The organism is Enterobacter cloacae complex sp. XAL002 (assembly GCF_049236805.1).
Classification (GTDB): domain Bacteria; phylum Pseudomonadota; class Gammaproteobacteria; order Enterobacterales; family Enterobacteriaceae; genus Enterobacter; species Enterobacter intestinihominis.
Map to the genome: position 1 here is coordinate 1 of NZ_JBMKJN010000018.1, position 15,446 is coordinate 15,446.

The following is a 15,446-nucleotide window of genomic DNA, read 5'->3' on the forward strand; positions in this document are numbered from 1 at the left end:
TCCCGGTCTGATCTGTTACCTATGTATCCGGTCATACACTACGCTTACCCGGCCTACGGTTTTATCGGGTGTTGTAGGCCGGGTAAGGCGGAGCCGCCACCCGGCACAACAAGCTAACTCTGCGTCGCCGGTCCCCCAAGGGACTCTTTCGCCAGTTCCTCGGCGGATTTACTCTTCAGCACCGTCCAGATAACCACCGCGCCCAGCAGGTCGAAGATGGCCAGTACCGCGAACAGCGGGCTGAAGCCGATGGTGTCTGCCAGCGCGCCGACCACGAGGGCGAACAGGGTACTTGCGGTCCAGGCGGCCATCCCGGTCAGACCGTTGGCGGTGGCAACTTCGTTACGACCAAACACGTCGGACGAGAGCGTAATCAGCGCGCCAGACAGAGACTGGTGAGCAAAGCCCCCGATACACAGCAGGGCGATAGCCACGTAAGGACTGGTGAACAGGCCAATCATGCCAGGGCCAATCATCAGCAGGGCGCCCATGGTGACCACCATCTTACGGGACACAATCAGGTTCACGCCAAACCAGCGCTGGAACAGCGGTGGCAGGTAGCCGCCGACGATACAGCCCAGGTCTGCAAACAGCATTGGCATCCAGGCGAACATCGCGATCTCTTTCAGGTTAAAGCCGTAGACTTTGAACATGAACAGCGGGATCCAGGCGTTGAACGTACCCCAGGCCGGTTCCGCCAGGAAGCGTGGCAGGGCGATACCCCAGAACTGACGGGTACCCAGGATCTGCCAGACGGACATTTTCTTGCCGTTGTCGGTCTGATGATGAGATTCCTGACCATTGATAATGTAGTCACGTTCTTCGGTAGACAGCTTTTTCTGATCGCGCGGGTGTTTATAGAAGATCAGCCACGCCATGGCCCAGGCAAAACTCAGCACACCGGAGATGATGAACGCCATTTGCCAGCTGTGCATCACAATCGCCCACACCACCAGTGGCGGAGCGATCATCGCCCCGATGGAGGAACCCACGTTGAAGTAACCGACAGCGATTGAACGTTCTTTTGCCGGGAACCATTCAGAGCTGGCTTTCAGACCCGCAGGGATCATCGCCGCTTCGGCAGCACCTACCGCACCACGTGCCAGCGCCAGCCCGCCCCAGCTGCCAGCCAGCGCCGTCGCCCCGCAGAAGACGGCCCATGCTACAGCGAAGAAGGCATAACCAATTTTTGTACCCAGAATATCAAGAACATAACCTGCAACAGGCTGCATTACGGTGTAAGCGGCAGAATACGCCGCAATGATGTAAGAGTATTGTTGTGTGGAGATATGTAACTCTTCCATCAACGTTGGCGCCGCTGCTGCCACGGTGTTACGTGTCAGGTAGCCCAGCACGGTGCCGAGCGTCACCAGTGCGATCATGTACCAACGTAACCCTTTAATTTTACGCATGTAAAACCTCATCGTTATGTTATTTCCGTGTCGGGACACGGCAACAACTCAACCGTTGCCGGGAGCTGTTCTGTAACGGGAGGGGCGTAACCGGGAACCTGTCCCGGAACGGCCCGAACCTTGCCATAAGTCATCGTGCTAAGTCGGCTTCCGTACCGTTAAATCCGATGTAACAAACACCGGTAATGCATTCCGTCGGCTTATAGTTTGCGACGGCGAAAAGATAACTTGTCATACAACTTTAAAAGGTGAGTGACATCACAAAAGAGTGAATCTTTGTAGGGATATTATGAGGCGTGCGCAAAGCCAGATCTGGCGCGGCCTGCAAGAAGGTTTACCCCTTTGAGGGTAATTTATTTGTCGACGTTTATTGATCTAACTCACGAAAAAAACGTCGGACTCTGGAAATTGGTGTGATAACTTTGCGGCATCTGAACATAAGCTTTCTGACGCTCCCGTAATGAGGAAGACGATAATGACACCGTTTATGACCGAAGATTTCCTGTTAGATACCGAATTTGCTCGCCGCCTGTACCACGACTACGCAAAAGATCAGCCGATTTTCGACTACCACTGCCATTTACCGCCGCAACAGGTTGCCGAAAATTACCGTTTCAAAAACCTGTATGATATCTGGCTGAAGGGTGACCATTATAAATGGCGCGCGATGCGCACCAACGGCGTGGCCGAGCGCCTGTGTACCGGCGACGCGACCGATCGCGAGAAGTTTGACGCCTGGGCCGCTACCGTTCCCCACACCATCGGTAACCCGTTATACCACTGGACGCACCTCGAACTGCGTCGTCCTTTTGGTATCACCGGCAAGCTGCTCTCTCCCGCCACGGCGGATGAGATCTGGGATCAGTGCAACGAACTGCTGGCGCAGGATAGCTTCTCGGCGCGCGGCATCATGCAGCAGATGAACGTGAAGATGGTGGGCACAACCGACGATCCGATCGACTCCCTGGAGCACCACGCGGTTGTCGCGAAGGACAGCACCTTTGACATCAAAGTGCTGCCAAGCTGGCGTCCGGATAAAGCCTTCAACATTGAGCTGCCGACCTTTAATGACTACATGACGAAGCTGGCTGAAGTATCGGATACCGATATCCGTCGTTTCGCCGATCTGCAATCCGCGCTGACCAAACGTCTGGATCACTTTGCCGCACACGGCTGTAAAGTGTCTGACCACGCGCTGGACGTGGTGCTGTTCGCGGATTCCAGCGAAGCCGAGCTGGACAGCATCCTGGCGCGTCGTCTCTCCGGCGAAGCCCTGAGCGAGCGTGAAGTCGCCCAGTTTAAAACCGCGGTGCTGGTGTTCCTCGGTGCGGAATATGCCCGTCGCGGCTGGGTTCAGCAGTACCATATCGGCGCGCTGCGTAATAACAACCAGCGTCAGTTTAAACTGCTGGGCGCGGACGTGGGCTTCGACTCCATCAACGACCGCCCTCTGGCGGAAGAGCTGTCAAAACTGCTGAGCAAACAGAACGAGCAAAACCTGCTGCCAAAAACCATCCTTTACTGCCTGAACCCACGCGATAACGAAGTACTGGGCACCATGATCGGCAACTTCCAGGGCGAAGGGATGCCGGGCAAGATGCAGTTCGGTTCCGGCTGGTGGTTTAACGATCAAAAAGACGGCATGGAGCGTCAGATGACGCAGCTGGCGCAGCTCGGCCTGTTGAGCCGCTTCGTTGGCATGCTGACCGACAGCCGCAGTTTCCTCTCCTATACCCGCCATGAATATTTCCGCCGCATTCTGTGCCAGATGATTGGCCGCTGGGTGCACGCGGGTGAAGCGCCAGCGGATATCCAGCTGCTGGGCGAAATGGTGAGAAACATCTGCTTTAACAATGCGCGTGACTACTTCGCCATTGAACTGAACTAAGGCCGTTTGAGGTTGATATGCAATACATCAAAATCCATTCGCTGGATAACGTTGCCGTCGCGCTGGCCGGTTTAGCCGAAGGGACGGAAGTGACCTTCGACAACCAGTCGGTGACGTTACGCCAGGCCATTGGACGTGGACATAAGTTTGCCCTGATCCCCATTGCGAAAGGGGAGAACGTGGTGAAGTACGGTTTGCCCATCGGTCATGCGCTGGCGGATATTGCGCCGGGTGAATACATTCATTCCCACAATACCCGCACCAATCTCAGCGATCTGGACGAGTACAGCTATCAACCTGACTTCCAGCCAGAAGAAGGACAGGCGGCCGATCGTGAGGTACAGATCTACCGCCGCGCCAGCGGCGAGGTGGGGATCCGCAATGAGCTGTGGATCCTCCCGACTGTCGGCTGCGTGAACGGGATCGCGCGTCAAATTCAGACGCGTTTCCTGAAAGAGACTAATGATGCTGAAGGCACCGACGGTGTGCATCTGTTCAGTCACACCTATGGATGCTCCCAGCTGGGTGACGACCACATCAATACCCGTACCATGCTGCAAAACATGGTGCGCCACCCGAACGCGGGCGCGGTGCTGGTGATCGGCCTCGGCTGCGAGAACAATCAGGTCGACGCCTTCCGCGACACGCTGGGCGAATTTGACCCTGAGCGCGTGCACTTTATGGTGTGTCAGCACCAGGACGACGAAGTGGAAGCGGGCGTTGAACAGCTGCATCAGCTGTACGAGGTGATGCGTCACGACAAGCGCGAGCCGGGCACGCTGAGCGAACTGAAGTTTGGCCTGGAGTGCGGCGGATCTGATGGCCTTTCCGGCATTACCGCTAACCCAATGCTGGGTCGCTTCTCGGATTACGTGATTGCCAACGGCGGCACTACGGTGCTGACCGAAGTGCCGGAGATGTTCGGCGCAGAGCGCATTCTGATGAGCCACTGCCGCGACGAAGAGACCTTTGAGAAGACCGTCACCATGGTCAACGACTTCAAACAGTACTTCATCGCCCATAACCAGCCGATATACGAGAACCCGTCGCCGGGGAACAAGGCGGGCGGGATCACCACGCTTGAAGAGAAATCCCTGGGCTGCACCCAAAAAGCGGGCGCCAGCCAGGTGGTGGACGTGCTGCGCTATGGTGAGCGTCTGAAAACGCACGGCCTGAACCTGCTCAGCGCACCGGGCAACGATGCGGTCGCCACCAGCGCGCTGGCGGGAGCGGGCTGTCATATGGTGCTGTTCAGTACCGGTCGCGGTACGCCGTACGGCGGGTTTGTGCCGACGGTGAAAATCGCCACTAACAGCGAACTGGCGGCGAAGAAAAAGCACTGGATCGACTTTGACGCGGGCCAGCTGATCCACGGCAAAGCGATGCCGCAGCTGCTGAGCGAATTCGTGGACACGATTGTGGAATTTGCCAGCGGCAGGCAGACCTGCAACGAGAAGAACGACTTCCGCGAGCTGGCGATCTTTAAGAGTGGTGTGACGCTATAAGTCGGGTGCGGGCTGGTGCCCTCACCCCGGCCCTCTCCCACAGGGAGAGGGTGCAAACACTAAAAACGGCAACACATGTTGCCGTTTTGCATTTACCTTGTAGGCCCGGTAAGGCGTAGCCGCCACCGGGCTTTTCTTTTTAACTGCGCAGGGCGTTCTTCGCTAAACGCGCATCTTCCGCCTGACAGGCTGCGGCGGTAAACAGCACGTCGGTAGAGGAGTTCAGCGCGGTTTCGCAGGAATCCTGCAATACGCCGATAATGAAACCGACCGCGACAACCTGCATGGCAATCTCGTTCGGAATACCGAACATGTTACAGGCCAGCGGGATCAGCAGCAGAGAGCCGCCCGCCACGCCGGATGCGCCACAGGCACACAGTGATGCAACGACGCTCAGCAGCAGCGCGGTTGGCAGATCTACCGGAATACCCAGCGTATGCACCGCCGCCAGCGTCAGCACGGTGATGGTAATCGCCGCACCGGCCATGTTCACGGTTGCACCCAGGGGAATCGACACCGAATAGGTATCGCGGTCCAGGTTCAGCTTCTCCGCCAGCGCCATGTTCACCGGTATGTTCGCCGCTGAGCTGCGGGTGAAGAAGGCATACACGCCGCTCTCGCGCAGGCAGGTCAGCACCAGCGGATACGGGTTGCGGCGGATCTGCCAGAACACCAGCAGCGGGTTGATCACCAGCGCCACCAGCAGCATACAGCCGACCAGGACGACCAGCAGCTGCGCGTAGCCCCACAGTGCGTCGAAACCGGTGGTGGCCAGCGTCGAAGAAACCAGACCAAAGATACCGACCGGTGCAAAGCGAATCACCAGCTTCACCATGAAGGTCACTGCATTGGACAAATCGTTAACCAGGTTTTTCGTGGTCTCGTTGCCATGACGCAGCGCGAAGCCCAGACCAATCGCCCAGACCAGGATGCCAATGTAGTTTCCGTTCATCAGTGCGGTGATGGGGTTAGAGACCATGCTCATCAGCAGGCCGCGAAGGACTTCCACAATCCCGGACGGCGGGGTGATATCACCGGCCGCGCTGGTCAGGTGCAGCGTGGATGGGAACAGGAAGCTAAACACAACGGCCGTTAAGGCAGCAGAGAAGGTTCCCAGCAGATACAGGAACAGAATAGGGCGAATGTTGGTTTTTTGTCCGTGCTGGTGGTTGGCAATCGACGCCATCACCAGCATCAGCACCAGTACCGGGGCGACGGCCTTCAGTGCGCCAACGAAAAGGGTGCCGAGCAGTCCCGTCGCTTCCGCCGCAGGTTTTGACACCATCGCCAGCAGAATACCCAGTACCAACCCGACCAGAATTTGTTTTACAAGACTGCCCTGCGCCAGGCGCGCAAGCAGGCCCTTAGATTGTGTGCTCATACGTTATTCCTGAGTGAAATTGCGTTCCATCCTGGATGTGCTCTAAGTCACATTTGTATCCGGATGTAAGTATTTGTTTGCCTGGTTGAGTATCAGGGAAAGCAGCGAAAGGCGGAAGCGTAAAATGCTGGATTTTACGTGTTGCGTCATGTTTTTTAACTATTGGTTAACGAAAGTGCCGGGGGGCGCTGCGCTTACCCGGCCTGCATTGCATTTCCCCCTCTCCCTGTGGGAGAGGGTTGGGGTGAGGGCATCAGCCCGCACCGAACGTTGCACTAAGCCTGCTGCTTCTTATCGTGCTGGCGGTTAACCCAGGTATTGATAATCAGCGTCACCAGCAGAATGCCAAACACCACGCCGAGCGAAATGGCGATCGGGATATGGTAGAAATCAACAATCAGCATCTTGATACCGATAAAGACCAGAATCACCGACAGACCGTACTTCAGCATTGAGAAGCGCTCTGCCGCGCCCGCCAGCAGGAAGTACATCGCACGCAGGCCGAGGATGGCGAACAGGTTCGAGGTCAGGACGATGAACGGGTCGGTAGTGACCGCGAAGATAGCCGGGATACTGTCCACGGCGAAAATCACGTCGCTCAGCTCGACCAGAATCAGCACCAGCAGCAGCGGGGTGGCGAACAGCAGGCCGTTCTTACGCACGAAGAAATGCTCGCTCTCGATCTTGTCCGTCATGCGCAGATGACCCCGGATCCACTTCACCAGCGGCTTATCACCGATACCGGTATCGTCTTCTTTCGCCAGCGCCATTTTGACCCCGGTGAACAGCAGGAACGCACCAAACACGTACAGCAGCCATTCGAACTGGGTAATCAGCCAGCTACCGGCGAAGATCATGATGGTACGCAAAATGATGGCGCCCAGCACGCCGTATACCAGCACGCGGCGTTGCAGGGCCGCAGGCACGGCGAAGTAACTGAACAGCATCAGCCAGACGAAGACGTTATCAACCGCCAGCGCTTTTTCAATCAGATAGCCGGTGAGGAAGGCGAGTGCCTGAGGATCGGCCACCGCGCGACCTTCGGTTGAGGCCAGATACCACCAGAAGGCGGCGCAGAAAAGAAGTGAGAGGGTAACCCATACCAGCGACCAGACGGCGGCTTGCTTAACGCTCATGCCGTGTTCGCCGCGACGACCCTGCAAAAAGAGGTCGATCGCCAGCATGATGAGCACGACAACCGCGAATCCGCCCCACAGCATTGGAGTGCCGACAGAATGCATACTATTTTCCTTACACATAAAAAAACAAAAACGGCTATGGTCAGAAGACGATAGCCGTTAGCTTTTTATGCATAGACCTCGCCTTCCGGCAAGGTCTCACTTACAACCACGAAGGTTGCCCGGCGACCGGATGCGGTTTTGCACGCATCGTAATGACGATCCACCGGCGAAGAAGTTACTCCCCTTTGCAGGTAACAAATTATGTCAGACCATCGATTTCGTCAATGGTCTGCGCGATTTCATTACACAGCTTTACGCGACGGCTTCCACATTCACGCCGTCTGCGGGGAAGATTACACCGGTCTGTCGGCGGATCTCCGTTTGCAGCTTCGCCGTGGTGCGGCTGATCGCCAGTCCCGGGTGGTTCACTTCGTTGTCTTCTACCAGACGGGCGAAGACCTCTGCCTCATAAAGCATAGTGTTAATATGCTGAGGCTGCGTCAGCTCCTGCGCTTTTCCGCCGCGCGGAACGATGCTGAGCTTCTGGCATTCGGAGATTTTTTCGATCACCAGCGAGCCGTCTTCGCCCTGAATTTCGCTTGGCAGCACGGAGTCGCTGACCTTCGAGTGCTGCAACGTCACGCTGAAATCGCCGTAGTCCAGCACCACAACGCCGTGTGCATCCACGCCGCTCTCCAGCAGGCTGGCGGTGGCCGTCACTCCGTGTGGTTCCCCCCACAGCGCAACCGCAGAGGCCAGGCAGTAAAAACCGATATCCATAATCGAGCCATTCGAGAAGGCCGGGTTAAAGGTGTTCGGGTTTTCGCCGTCCAGATAGCGCTGGTAGCGCGAGGAATACTGGCAGTAGTTGATAAAGGCTTTACGCACTTTGCCAATTTTCGGCAGGGACTGCTGCAACAGCAGGAAGTTGGGCAGGCTGGCGGTTTTGAACGCTTCAAACAGCACCACCTGGTTTTCGCGGGCAAGCGCAATGGCGGCTTCCACTTCGTGGATATTCGACGCCAGCGGCTTCTCGCAGATCACATGCTTTTTATGGCTGAGGAACAGCTTCGTTTGCGGGAAGTGCAGAGCATTCGGGCTGGCGATATAGACCGCATCAATGGCGTCGCTTTGCGCCATCTCATCGAGCGAGGTGAACAGATGTTCAACCAGGTAGTCATTCGCAAAACTTTGCGCCTGCTCAAGGCTGCGGGAATAGACTGCGGTGAGCTTATATTTGCCGGTTTCGTGGGCGGCGTCGACGAACTGGCGCGTGATCCAGTTCGTACCGATGACTGCGAAACGTATCATAAACGTTTACGTACTCCGTAGCAGGGAACCTAAAGCCACTGTAGCACGTCCTCATGACATTTCGCGTGCGCTACTGCGCATTACTCTTTAACGATAAATGCGTCAGCCACAAACGGGTATCAAACTCCAGCTGGTGGTACTGCGGCTCCATATGGCAGCACAGGGAATAGAACGCTTTGTCGTGATCTTTCTCTTTCAGGTGCGCCAGCTCGTGCACCACGATCATCCGCAGAAAGGCTTCCGGCGCATTGCGAAAGACGGTCGCGACGCGGATCTCCGCCTTAGCCTTCAGCTTGCCGCCCTGCACGCGGGAGATGGCGGTATGCAGGCCGAGCGCGTTTTTCAGCACGTGGATCTTGTTGTCGTACATCACCTTGTTGATCGGCGGGGCGCTCTTCAGATACTGGCTTTTCAGATCCTGCGTATACTGCCAGAGGGCTTTGTCAGTCGCGAAATCATGCGTGCCCGGGTAGCGTTTTTCCAGCACCGCGCCGAGCTTTCCCCCGGCGATCAGGTCGCGAACCTGGGTTAGTAAATGCTCCGGATAGCCCTGGAGATAAGTCAGCTGGTTCATCAAAACCCCAAAATAGTGTGAAAACGGGTATACTCACGCACCCTTTTCAGGGATACGCCAAATTTTACCATTCAGGAGGGCCGATGAGCCACTTAGACAACGGTTTCCGTTCACTCAACCTTAAACGTTTCCCGGAAACGGACGACGTGAACCCGCTTCAGGCGTGGGAAGCGGCGGATGAATATCTGCTGCAGCAGTTGGATGAGACTGAAATCCGCGGCCCGGTTCTGATCCTGAATGACGCGTTTGGCGCGCTGGGCTGTGCGCTGGCGGAACATGCGCCTTACAGTATCGGCGATTCTTACTTAAGCGAGCTGGCGACGCGTGAAAACCTGCGCCACAACGATATCGACGAATCCAGCGTGAAGTTCCTCGACAGCACCGCGGGCTACCCGCAGGCGCCAGGGGTGGTGCTGATTAAAGTGCCCAAAACCATGGCGCTGCTGGAGCAGCAACTGCGCGCGCTGCGTAAAGTCGTGACGCCAGAAACGCGCATCATCGCGGGCGCCAAGGCGCGTGATATTCACACTTCGACGCTGGAACTGTTCGAGAAAGTGCTCGGCCCGACCACTACGACGCTTGCCTGGAAAAAAGCGCGCCTGATCAACTGTACCTTCAGCGCACCGGCGCTGGCCGACGCGCCGGAGACGCTGAGCTGGAAGCTGGAAGGCACCGACTGGACCATCCACAACCACGCGAACGTCTTCTCCCGTACCGGTCTGGATATCGGCGCACGCTTCTTTATGGAACATCTGCCGGAAAACCTGGAAGGGGAGATTGTCGATCTCGGCTGCGGTAACGGCGTGATTGGCCTGACGCTGCTGGCGAAGAACCCGGAGGCCAGCGTGGTGTTCAGCGACGAATCGCCAATGGCGGTGGCTTCAAGCCGTCTGAACGTGCAAACCAATCTGCCGGAGGCGCTGGATCGCTGCGAGTTTATGATCAATAACGCACTGTCCGGCGTAGAGCCTTTCCGCTTCAACGCGGTGTTTTGCAATCCTCCGTTCCACCAGAAGCACGCCCTGACGGATAACGTCGCGTGGGAGATGTTCCACCACGCGCGCCGCTGCCTGAAAATCAACGGCGAGCTGTACATCGTGGCGAACCGCCATCTGGACTACTTCCACAAGCTGAAGAAGATTTTCGGTAACTGCGTCACCATTGCGACAAACAACAAGTTTGTGGTGCTGAAGTCGGTGAAGCTGGGGCGTCGTCGATAAGATCGCTTTGCCTGGCGGCGCTTCGCTTGTACAGGCCTACGGTTTCAAATGCCCGGTGGCGCTTCGCTTACCGGGCCTACAATGGCCTCGGACCCGTAGGCCCGGTAAGCGAAGCGCCACCGGGCGATGCCGTTAAATACTCAGCGCCAGTTTTGTCCCCTGCGCAATCGCCCGCCGCGCATCCAGTTCCATCGCCACGTCGCACCCGCCAATCAAATGTACCGTTTTCCCTGCCTCACGCAGCGGATCGGCCAGATCGCGCTTCGGCTCCTGCCCGGCGCACAAAATCACATGATCCACGTCCAGCAGCTGCGGCTCACCGCCGATCAGAACGTGTAGCCCGTCGTCGTCGATCTTCTGGTAGCTCGCCCCCGGGATCATCTTCACCCCGCGCGAGAGCAGGGTGGCGCGGTGGATCCAGCCTGTGGTTTTCCCCAGCCCTTCACCCGGCTTGCTGGCTTTACGCTGGAGCATCACGATCTGACGCGGGCTTTTCGGCAGCTGCGGACCTTCCGGGCGTAAACCGCCGGACTGACTGAGACTGGTATCAATGCCCCATTCTACGCAGAACTCAGCGATGTTCTGGCTGGTGGCTTCGCCCGGCTGGCTTAAATACATCGCGGTATCAAAACCGATCCCGCCGCAGCCGATGATCGCCACCTTCTCGCCAACCGGCGCTTTGTCGCGCAGCACGTCCAGATAGCTCAATACCTTCGGATGATCGATGCCTTCGATCGCAGGGGTGCGCGGGGCGATCCCACTCGCGAGGATCACCTCGTCGAAACCGATCAGATCCGCCGCGCTGACAACCTGATTGAGCCGCAGATCGACGCCCGTCACCTCGATCATCCGGCGGTAATAGCGCAGCGTTTCATAGAACTCCTCTTTGCCGGGGATCTGTCTGGCGATAGTAAACTGCCCGCCGATTTCCGCCAGCGCATCAAACAGCGTCACGCTGTGCCCACGCGAGGCGGCATTGACCGCAAACGCCAGGCCAGCGGGTCCTGCGCCCACCACGGCCAGACGCTTCTTGTTGGTCGCAGGAACGATCGGCATTTTGGTTTCATGGCAGGCGCGGGGATTCACCAGGCAGGAGGTGACCTTGCCGACGAAGATCTGATCCAGACACGCCTGGTTACAGCCGATACAGGTGTTGATCTCATCCGCACGGCCGCTTTGCGCTTTGGAGAGCAGTTCGGCATCCGCGAGGAACGGACGCGCCATCGACACCATATCGGCGTCGCCGCGGGAGATCACATCGTCCGCCACCTGCGGATCGTTAATGCGGTTAGTGGTCACCAGCGGAACGGAGACTTTGCCTTTCAGCTTGCGCGTTACCCAGCTGAACGCCGCACGCGGCACCGGCGTGGCGATGGTGGGGATGCGCGCTTCGTGCCAGCCAATCCCGGTGTTGATAATGGTGGCACCGGCGGCTTCAATCGCCTGCGCCAGCTGTACGGTTTCGTCGAAGGTGCCGCCGCCTTCCACCAGGTCGAGCATCGACAGGCGGAAGATGATAATAAAATCCGCACCGGCACGTTCACGCACCGCGCGCACCACCTCCACGGCAAAACGCATGCGGCGGGCATAGTCACCACCCCATTCGTCGTCGCGCTGGTTGGTGCGTGCGGCGAGGAATTCGTTGATCAGATAGCCCTCGGAGCCCATCACCTCCACGCCGTCATAGCCCGCTTCCCGCGCCAGCGCGGCGCAGCGAGCAAAGTCATCTATCAGCGCCAGGATCTCGTCATGGCTGAGGGCATGGGGAGTAAAGCGGTTAATCGGTGCCTGAATAGCAGAGGGGGCAACCAGGTTCGGCTGATAGCTGTAGCGCCCGGTATGCAGAATTTGCAGGGCGATTTTGCCGCCCTCGTTGTGAACCGCGTCGGTCACCATGCGGTGGTGCGGCAGCTGTGTCGCATCGTTCAACACCGCGCCGCCCTCCATCGTCACCCCGGAAGGGGCAGGGGCTACGCCGCCAGTGACAATCAGCGCCACCCCGTGGCGCGCGCGCTCGGCATAGAAGGCTGCCAGACGTTCAGCCCCGTCCGGACGCTCCTCCAGCCCGGTGTGCATTGAGCCCATTAACACGCGGTTTTTGAGGGTAGTGAACCCCAGATCGAGAGGGGCGAATAACGACGGGTAGCGGCTCATAGTCTCTTCCAGTGTAAAATTATTGTTATGTGGTCGGATGAGTTACTAATTTAGCCAGCGGCGGCAGAAAGGTAAAAGCGGGATCGAATGATTGTGATAGATCTCAAAGAACTTCACCCCTCACCCCGGCCCTCTCCCCAGAGGGGAGAGGGTGAAAGGCCGCACGGAGCAGTCCCCTCTCCCCTCTGGGGAGAGGGTTAGTGTGAGGGGCGTGTGTCGCGCATCAGGCCCGGCGCCTGCCACATCGAGGTTGTCAGCCCGCTGTCCACCAGCCCGAGCTGGTCGGCGTACACCGCCTGCCATTTCTGCATCATGCCGTCGTACAGCTCGCGGTGCGCCGGGTTTGGCGTGAACTCGCGGCTCCATTTCACCAGCCGCTCGCCCGTCGAGGCCATATCCGCGAACAGCCCCGCGCCAGCTCCTGCGGCAATGGCGCAGCCGAGCGCCGTTGCCTCTTTGACTTCTGGCACGCGCACCGGCAGGCCGGTGACGTCGCTTAAAATCTGGCTCCACAGGGCGCCCTTTGCGCCGCCGCCCGCAAACACCAGGCTCTCAAACGTCACGCCGGAGAAGCGCGAAATCTGCGCCAGGTTGCAGGCCGAGACGATCGCCGCGTTCTCTTCCAGCGCGCGGAACAGCGTCGCTTTGTTGCACTTTTCCGGGTCAATGGAGAGGTTAATAAACGACGGCGCGGCGTGGTACCACTGTTTGAAATGCATCGCGTCGGAGAAGATCGGCATCACCCCGTGGGAGCCCGGCGGGACGCGGCTCGCCATCTCTTCGAGCAGGGAGTAGGGGTCCATTCCCATGCGTTCGGCAATCAGCTTCTCTTCGGCGCAGAAGGCGTCGCGGAACCAGCGCATGGTCAGCCCGGTAAAGAAGCTGATCGACTCTGCCTGCGCCATGCCGGGGATAACGTGCGGGTTTACGCGGATGTTCATCTCAGGGTCGGTGCGCACCTGCGGCAGGTTCACCACCTGTTGCCAGAAGGTGCCGCCCAGCACCGCCGTTTGTCCGGCGCGCACCACGCCCAGCCCCAGACAGCCCAGCTGCACGTCGCCGCCGCCCATCACCACCGGGGTGCCCTCGCGCAGGCCGCTCTGTTGTGCGGCTGCTTTGGTGATGGCCCCCAGCACGGTGCCGGTCTCTTTTACCGGGGAGAGGATATCGGCGCGCAGCCCGGCCATGTCGAGCAGCGCGGGACGCCAGTCGCGGGAGAAGAGATCCAGCATGCCCGTCGTGCCCGCATTGGACGGGTCCACCGCCAGCTCGCCGGAGAGCTTCGCCGCCAGCCAGTCGCTGATCATGGTGATGGTGGCGGCTTTACGATAAATATCCGGACGATGGTGCGCCAGCCACAGCAGGCGCGGCATGGCGCTGAGGGCAAGCGTCTGGCCGGAAACGTCATACACTTCGGATTCAAACCGGTAGTCGTGGATCTCTTTGAGTTCAGCTACCTCGCGGCTGGCGCGGGCGTCGACGTTGGCGCAGGCCCAGATAGCCTCGCCGTTGCGGTCGTACAGCACAATCCCTTCGCGCATCGAACAGCAGGCGACGGACTGAATATCCGCCGCGCTCAGGCGCGCGCGCTCCAGCGCCTGATGAATACACCGGCAGGCCAGTTGCCAGTTGGTGTCGAGGTCGAACTCCATCGAGCCCGGCACGTTCTCGACGCTCAGGTGTTTCCACTCGGCCTGGCCAACGGCAATCTGGTTGCCCTGCAAATCGAAAACAACGGCGCGAACGCTGCCTGTCCCTGCATCTAACGCTAAAAGGTAACTCATGAGCATGCCTCATTGTTAGCGCAGGGAGGGCTCTTAAATGGCCAGAGCCAGCACCGCGCGGGCTGTCGTCTCTTCCGTCACCAGGCCATTAATACGGCGGCCCTTCAGTGCGGCATAAATCGCATCGGCTTTCTCTTCCCCCCCGGCCACGCCTACGATGGTGGGCAGCTGTGCCAGTTCATCGAGCGTGACGCCCAGTAGTTCTTTGTGGATCTCCAGCTCCTCGACGCATTCCCCTTCGGCATTGAGGAAATAGCCAAGGATATCGCCCACCGCGCCTTTACGGGCGTACATTAGCTGTTCACCTTCGCTGATATAGCCGGAGCGCAGTATCGTCGCGTCACGGCGCTGGTTTACCGAGCCAATCCCGACCACCGCCACGTCAGCCGCGGTGGCGGCGAGGATCACGTCCCGCACGCTGGTTTCGCGCTTTAAGATCCCGGCGACTTCAGCGGATGACACGCGAAGCGGGGCAGGGATCATGCTGACGCTACAGGCCGCATCCAGCTGGCCGATACCGGTCATATACGGCCCCACGCCGCCGGAGAGCGTCACCAGGCGGATCTGCTGTGAGCTAATAAAGCCGCTCAGGTGTTGCAGGCTGCTCATGGTGGTTTCACCGAAGCCCACCGCTAACAGCTGGCCGGGCTCCAGCACGCCCATCAGCGACTGGGCCGCGCCAATGCCTAACCGCACGTTCATCGGCGGCGTATTCAGGGCGGGCATCACGCGCACCAGCTTCAGGCCAAATCGTTGTTGCAACTCGGTTTCCAGCGCCAGGCAGCCCTCGTAGCGGGAGTTTATCTGCACGCGGATCACCCCGGACTGACGGCCTTTCTCCAGCAGGCGGGAGATCTTCAGGCGCGGCAGCCCGAGCCGCTCGCCGATGTCGTTCTGGGTCAGCCCGTCGTGGTAGTAGCACCAGGCCACGCGCGCCACCAGCTCCTCTTCCGCCAGCGCAAGCCCGGCAAACCGTCCTTCTTCCGCAGTGCGTTTATCGCTCATAGTTGAACTCTTATAAAAATTTAGATCATAT

General features: G+C 58.6%; 11 protein-coding genes. 3 read left to right on the top strand and 8 right to left on the bottom strand.

Annotated elements, in window-relative coordinates; translation table 11 throughout:
• Window positions 1–113 precede the first annotated feature (113 nt).
• Window positions 114–1,412: an MFS transporter gene (locus tag ACOT0L_RS16845; RefSeq protein WP_022649474.1), complete on the bottom strand. Its 1,299-nt coding sequence runs from the start codon at window positions 1,410–1,412 to the stop codon at window positions 114–116.
• A 475-nt stretch (window positions 1,413–1,887) separates the two neighbouring features.
• Between ACOT0L_RS16845 and uxaC the strand changes: the two genes are divergently transcribed.
• Window positions 1,888–3,300 carry a glucuronate isomerase gene (gene uxaC / locus ACOT0L_RS16850; protein WP_126291444.1) on the top strand — a complete coding sequence of 471 codons (1,413 nt, stop codon included), beginning with the start codon at window positions 1,888–1,890 and terminating at the stop codon, window positions 3,298–3,300.
• 17 nt (window positions 3,301–3,317) lie between these two features.
• Entirely contained in the window at window positions 3,318–4,805 is a 1,488-nt protein-coding gene (locus ACOT0L_RS16855) for a UxaA family hydrolase (protein WP_126503840.1), read from the top strand.
• A gap of 139 nt (window positions 4,806–4,944) precedes the next feature.
• Here ACOT0L_RS16855 and sstT read toward each other — a convergent pair whose 3' ends face one another.
• From sstT to ACOT0L_RS16875, 4 genes are all read right to left on the bottom strand, one after another.
• Complete coding sequence (gene sstT / locus ACOT0L_RS16860) at window positions 4,945–6,186, bottom strand: serine/threonine transporter SstT (protein ID WP_023298692.1); 1,242 nt, start codon at window positions 6,184–6,186, stop codon at window positions 4,945–4,947.
• A gap of 275 nt (window positions 6,187–6,461) precedes the next feature.
• The gene (locus ACOT0L_RS16865; RefSeq protein ID WP_022649470.1) at window positions 6,462–7,427 is read right to left on the bottom strand and encodes a TerC family protein; all 966 of its coding nucleotides are present in this window, start codon (window positions 7,425–7,427) and stop codon (window positions 6,462–6,464) included.
• 252 nt (window positions 7,428–7,679) lie between these two features.
• A complete protein-coding gene (locus tag ACOT0L_RS16870) occupies window positions 7,680–8,678 on the bottom strand; it encodes a Gfo/Idh/MocA family protein (RefSeq protein ID WP_022649469.1) in 999 nt (332 codons plus the stop codon).
• Window positions 8,679–8,748: 70 nt separating this feature from the next.
• On the bottom strand, window positions 8,749–9,252 hold the full coding sequence (locus tag ACOT0L_RS16875; RefSeq protein ID WP_045308019.1) for a M48 family metallopeptidase: 504 nt from the start codon (window positions 9,250–9,252) through the stop codon (window positions 8,749–8,751).
• A gap of 83 nt (window positions 9,253–9,335) precedes the next feature.
• On the opposite strand from ACOT0L_RS16875, the gene rlmG reads away from it, so the two are divergent.
• The gene (gene rlmG, locus ACOT0L_RS16880; RefSeq protein WP_038416767.1) at window positions 9,336–10,472 is read left to right on the top strand and encodes a 23S rRNA (guanine(1835)-N(2))-methyltransferase RlmG; all 1,137 of its coding nucleotides are present in this window, start codon (window positions 9,336–9,338) and stop codon (window positions 10,470–10,472) included.
• 132 nt (window positions 10,473–10,604) lie between these two features.
• Here the strand turns inward: rlmG and ACOT0L_RS16885 are convergent, their stop codons facing one another.
• From ACOT0L_RS16885 to lsrR, 3 genes are all read right to left on the bottom strand, one after another.
• On the bottom strand, window positions 10,605–12,626 hold the full coding sequence (locus ACOT0L_RS16885) for an NADPH-dependent 2,4-dienoyl-CoA reductase (RefSeq protein WP_045308017.1): 2,022 nt from the start codon (window positions 12,624–12,626) through the stop codon (window positions 10,605–10,607).
• A gap of 197 nt (window positions 12,627–12,823) precedes the next feature.
• Entirely contained in the window at window positions 12,824–14,410 is a 1,587-nt protein-coding gene (lsrK, locus tag ACOT0L_RS16890) for an autoinducer-2 kinase (protein WP_126503836.1), read from the bottom strand.
• Window positions 14,411–14,443: 33 nt separating this feature from the next.
• A complete protein-coding gene (gene lsrR / locus ACOT0L_RS16895; RefSeq protein ID WP_022649464.1) occupies window positions 14,444–15,415 on the bottom strand; it encodes a transcriptional regulator LsrR in 972 nt (323 codons plus the stop codon).
• Window positions 15,416–15,446 lie beyond the last annotated feature (31 nt).

Bases quoted from the DNA above. Each gene is read 5' to 3' on its own strand.
- sstT (WP_023298692.1), bottom strand. From the start codon at position 6,186: ATGAGCACACAATCTAAGGGCCTGCTTGCGCGCCTGGCGCAGGGCAGT.
- ACOT0L_RS16845 (WP_022649474.1), bottom strand. From the start codon at position 1,412: ATGCGTAAAATTAAAGGGTTACGTTGGTACATGATCGCACTGGTGACG.
- ACOT0L_RS16865 (WP_022649470.1), bottom strand. From the start codon at position 7,427: ATGCATTCTGTCGGCACTCCAATGCTGTGGGGCGGATTCGCGGTTGTC.
- lsrR (WP_022649464.1), bottom strand. From the start codon at position 15,415: ATGAGCGATAAACGCACTGCGGAAGAAGGACGGTTTGCCGGGCTTGCG.
- lsrK (WP_126503836.1), bottom strand. From the start codon at position 14,410: ATGAGTTACCTTTTAGCGTTAGATGCAGGGACAGGCAGCGTTCGCGCC.
- rlmG (WP_038416767.1), top strand. From the start codon at position 9,336: ATGAGCCACTTAGACAACGGTTTCCGTTCACTCAACCTTAAACGTTTC.
- uxaC (WP_126291444.1), top strand. From the start codon at position 1,888: ATGACACCGTTTATGACCGAAGATTTCCTGTTAGATACCGAATTTGCT.
- ACOT0L_RS16885 (WP_045308017.1), bottom strand. From the start codon at position 12,626: ATGAGCCGCTACCCGTCGTTATTCGCCCCTCTCGATCTGGGGTTCACT.
- ACOT0L_RS16875 (WP_045308019.1), bottom strand. From the start codon at position 9,252: ATGAACCAGCTGACTTATCTCCAGGGCTATCCGGAGCATTTACTAACC.
- ACOT0L_RS16855 (WP_126503840.1), top strand. From the start codon at position 3,318: ATGCAATACATCAAAATCCATTCGCTGGATAACGTTGCCGTCGCGCTG.
- ACOT0L_RS16870 (WP_022649469.1), bottom strand. From the start codon at position 8,678: ATGATACGTTTCGCAGTCATCGGTACGAACTGGATCACGCGCCAGTTC.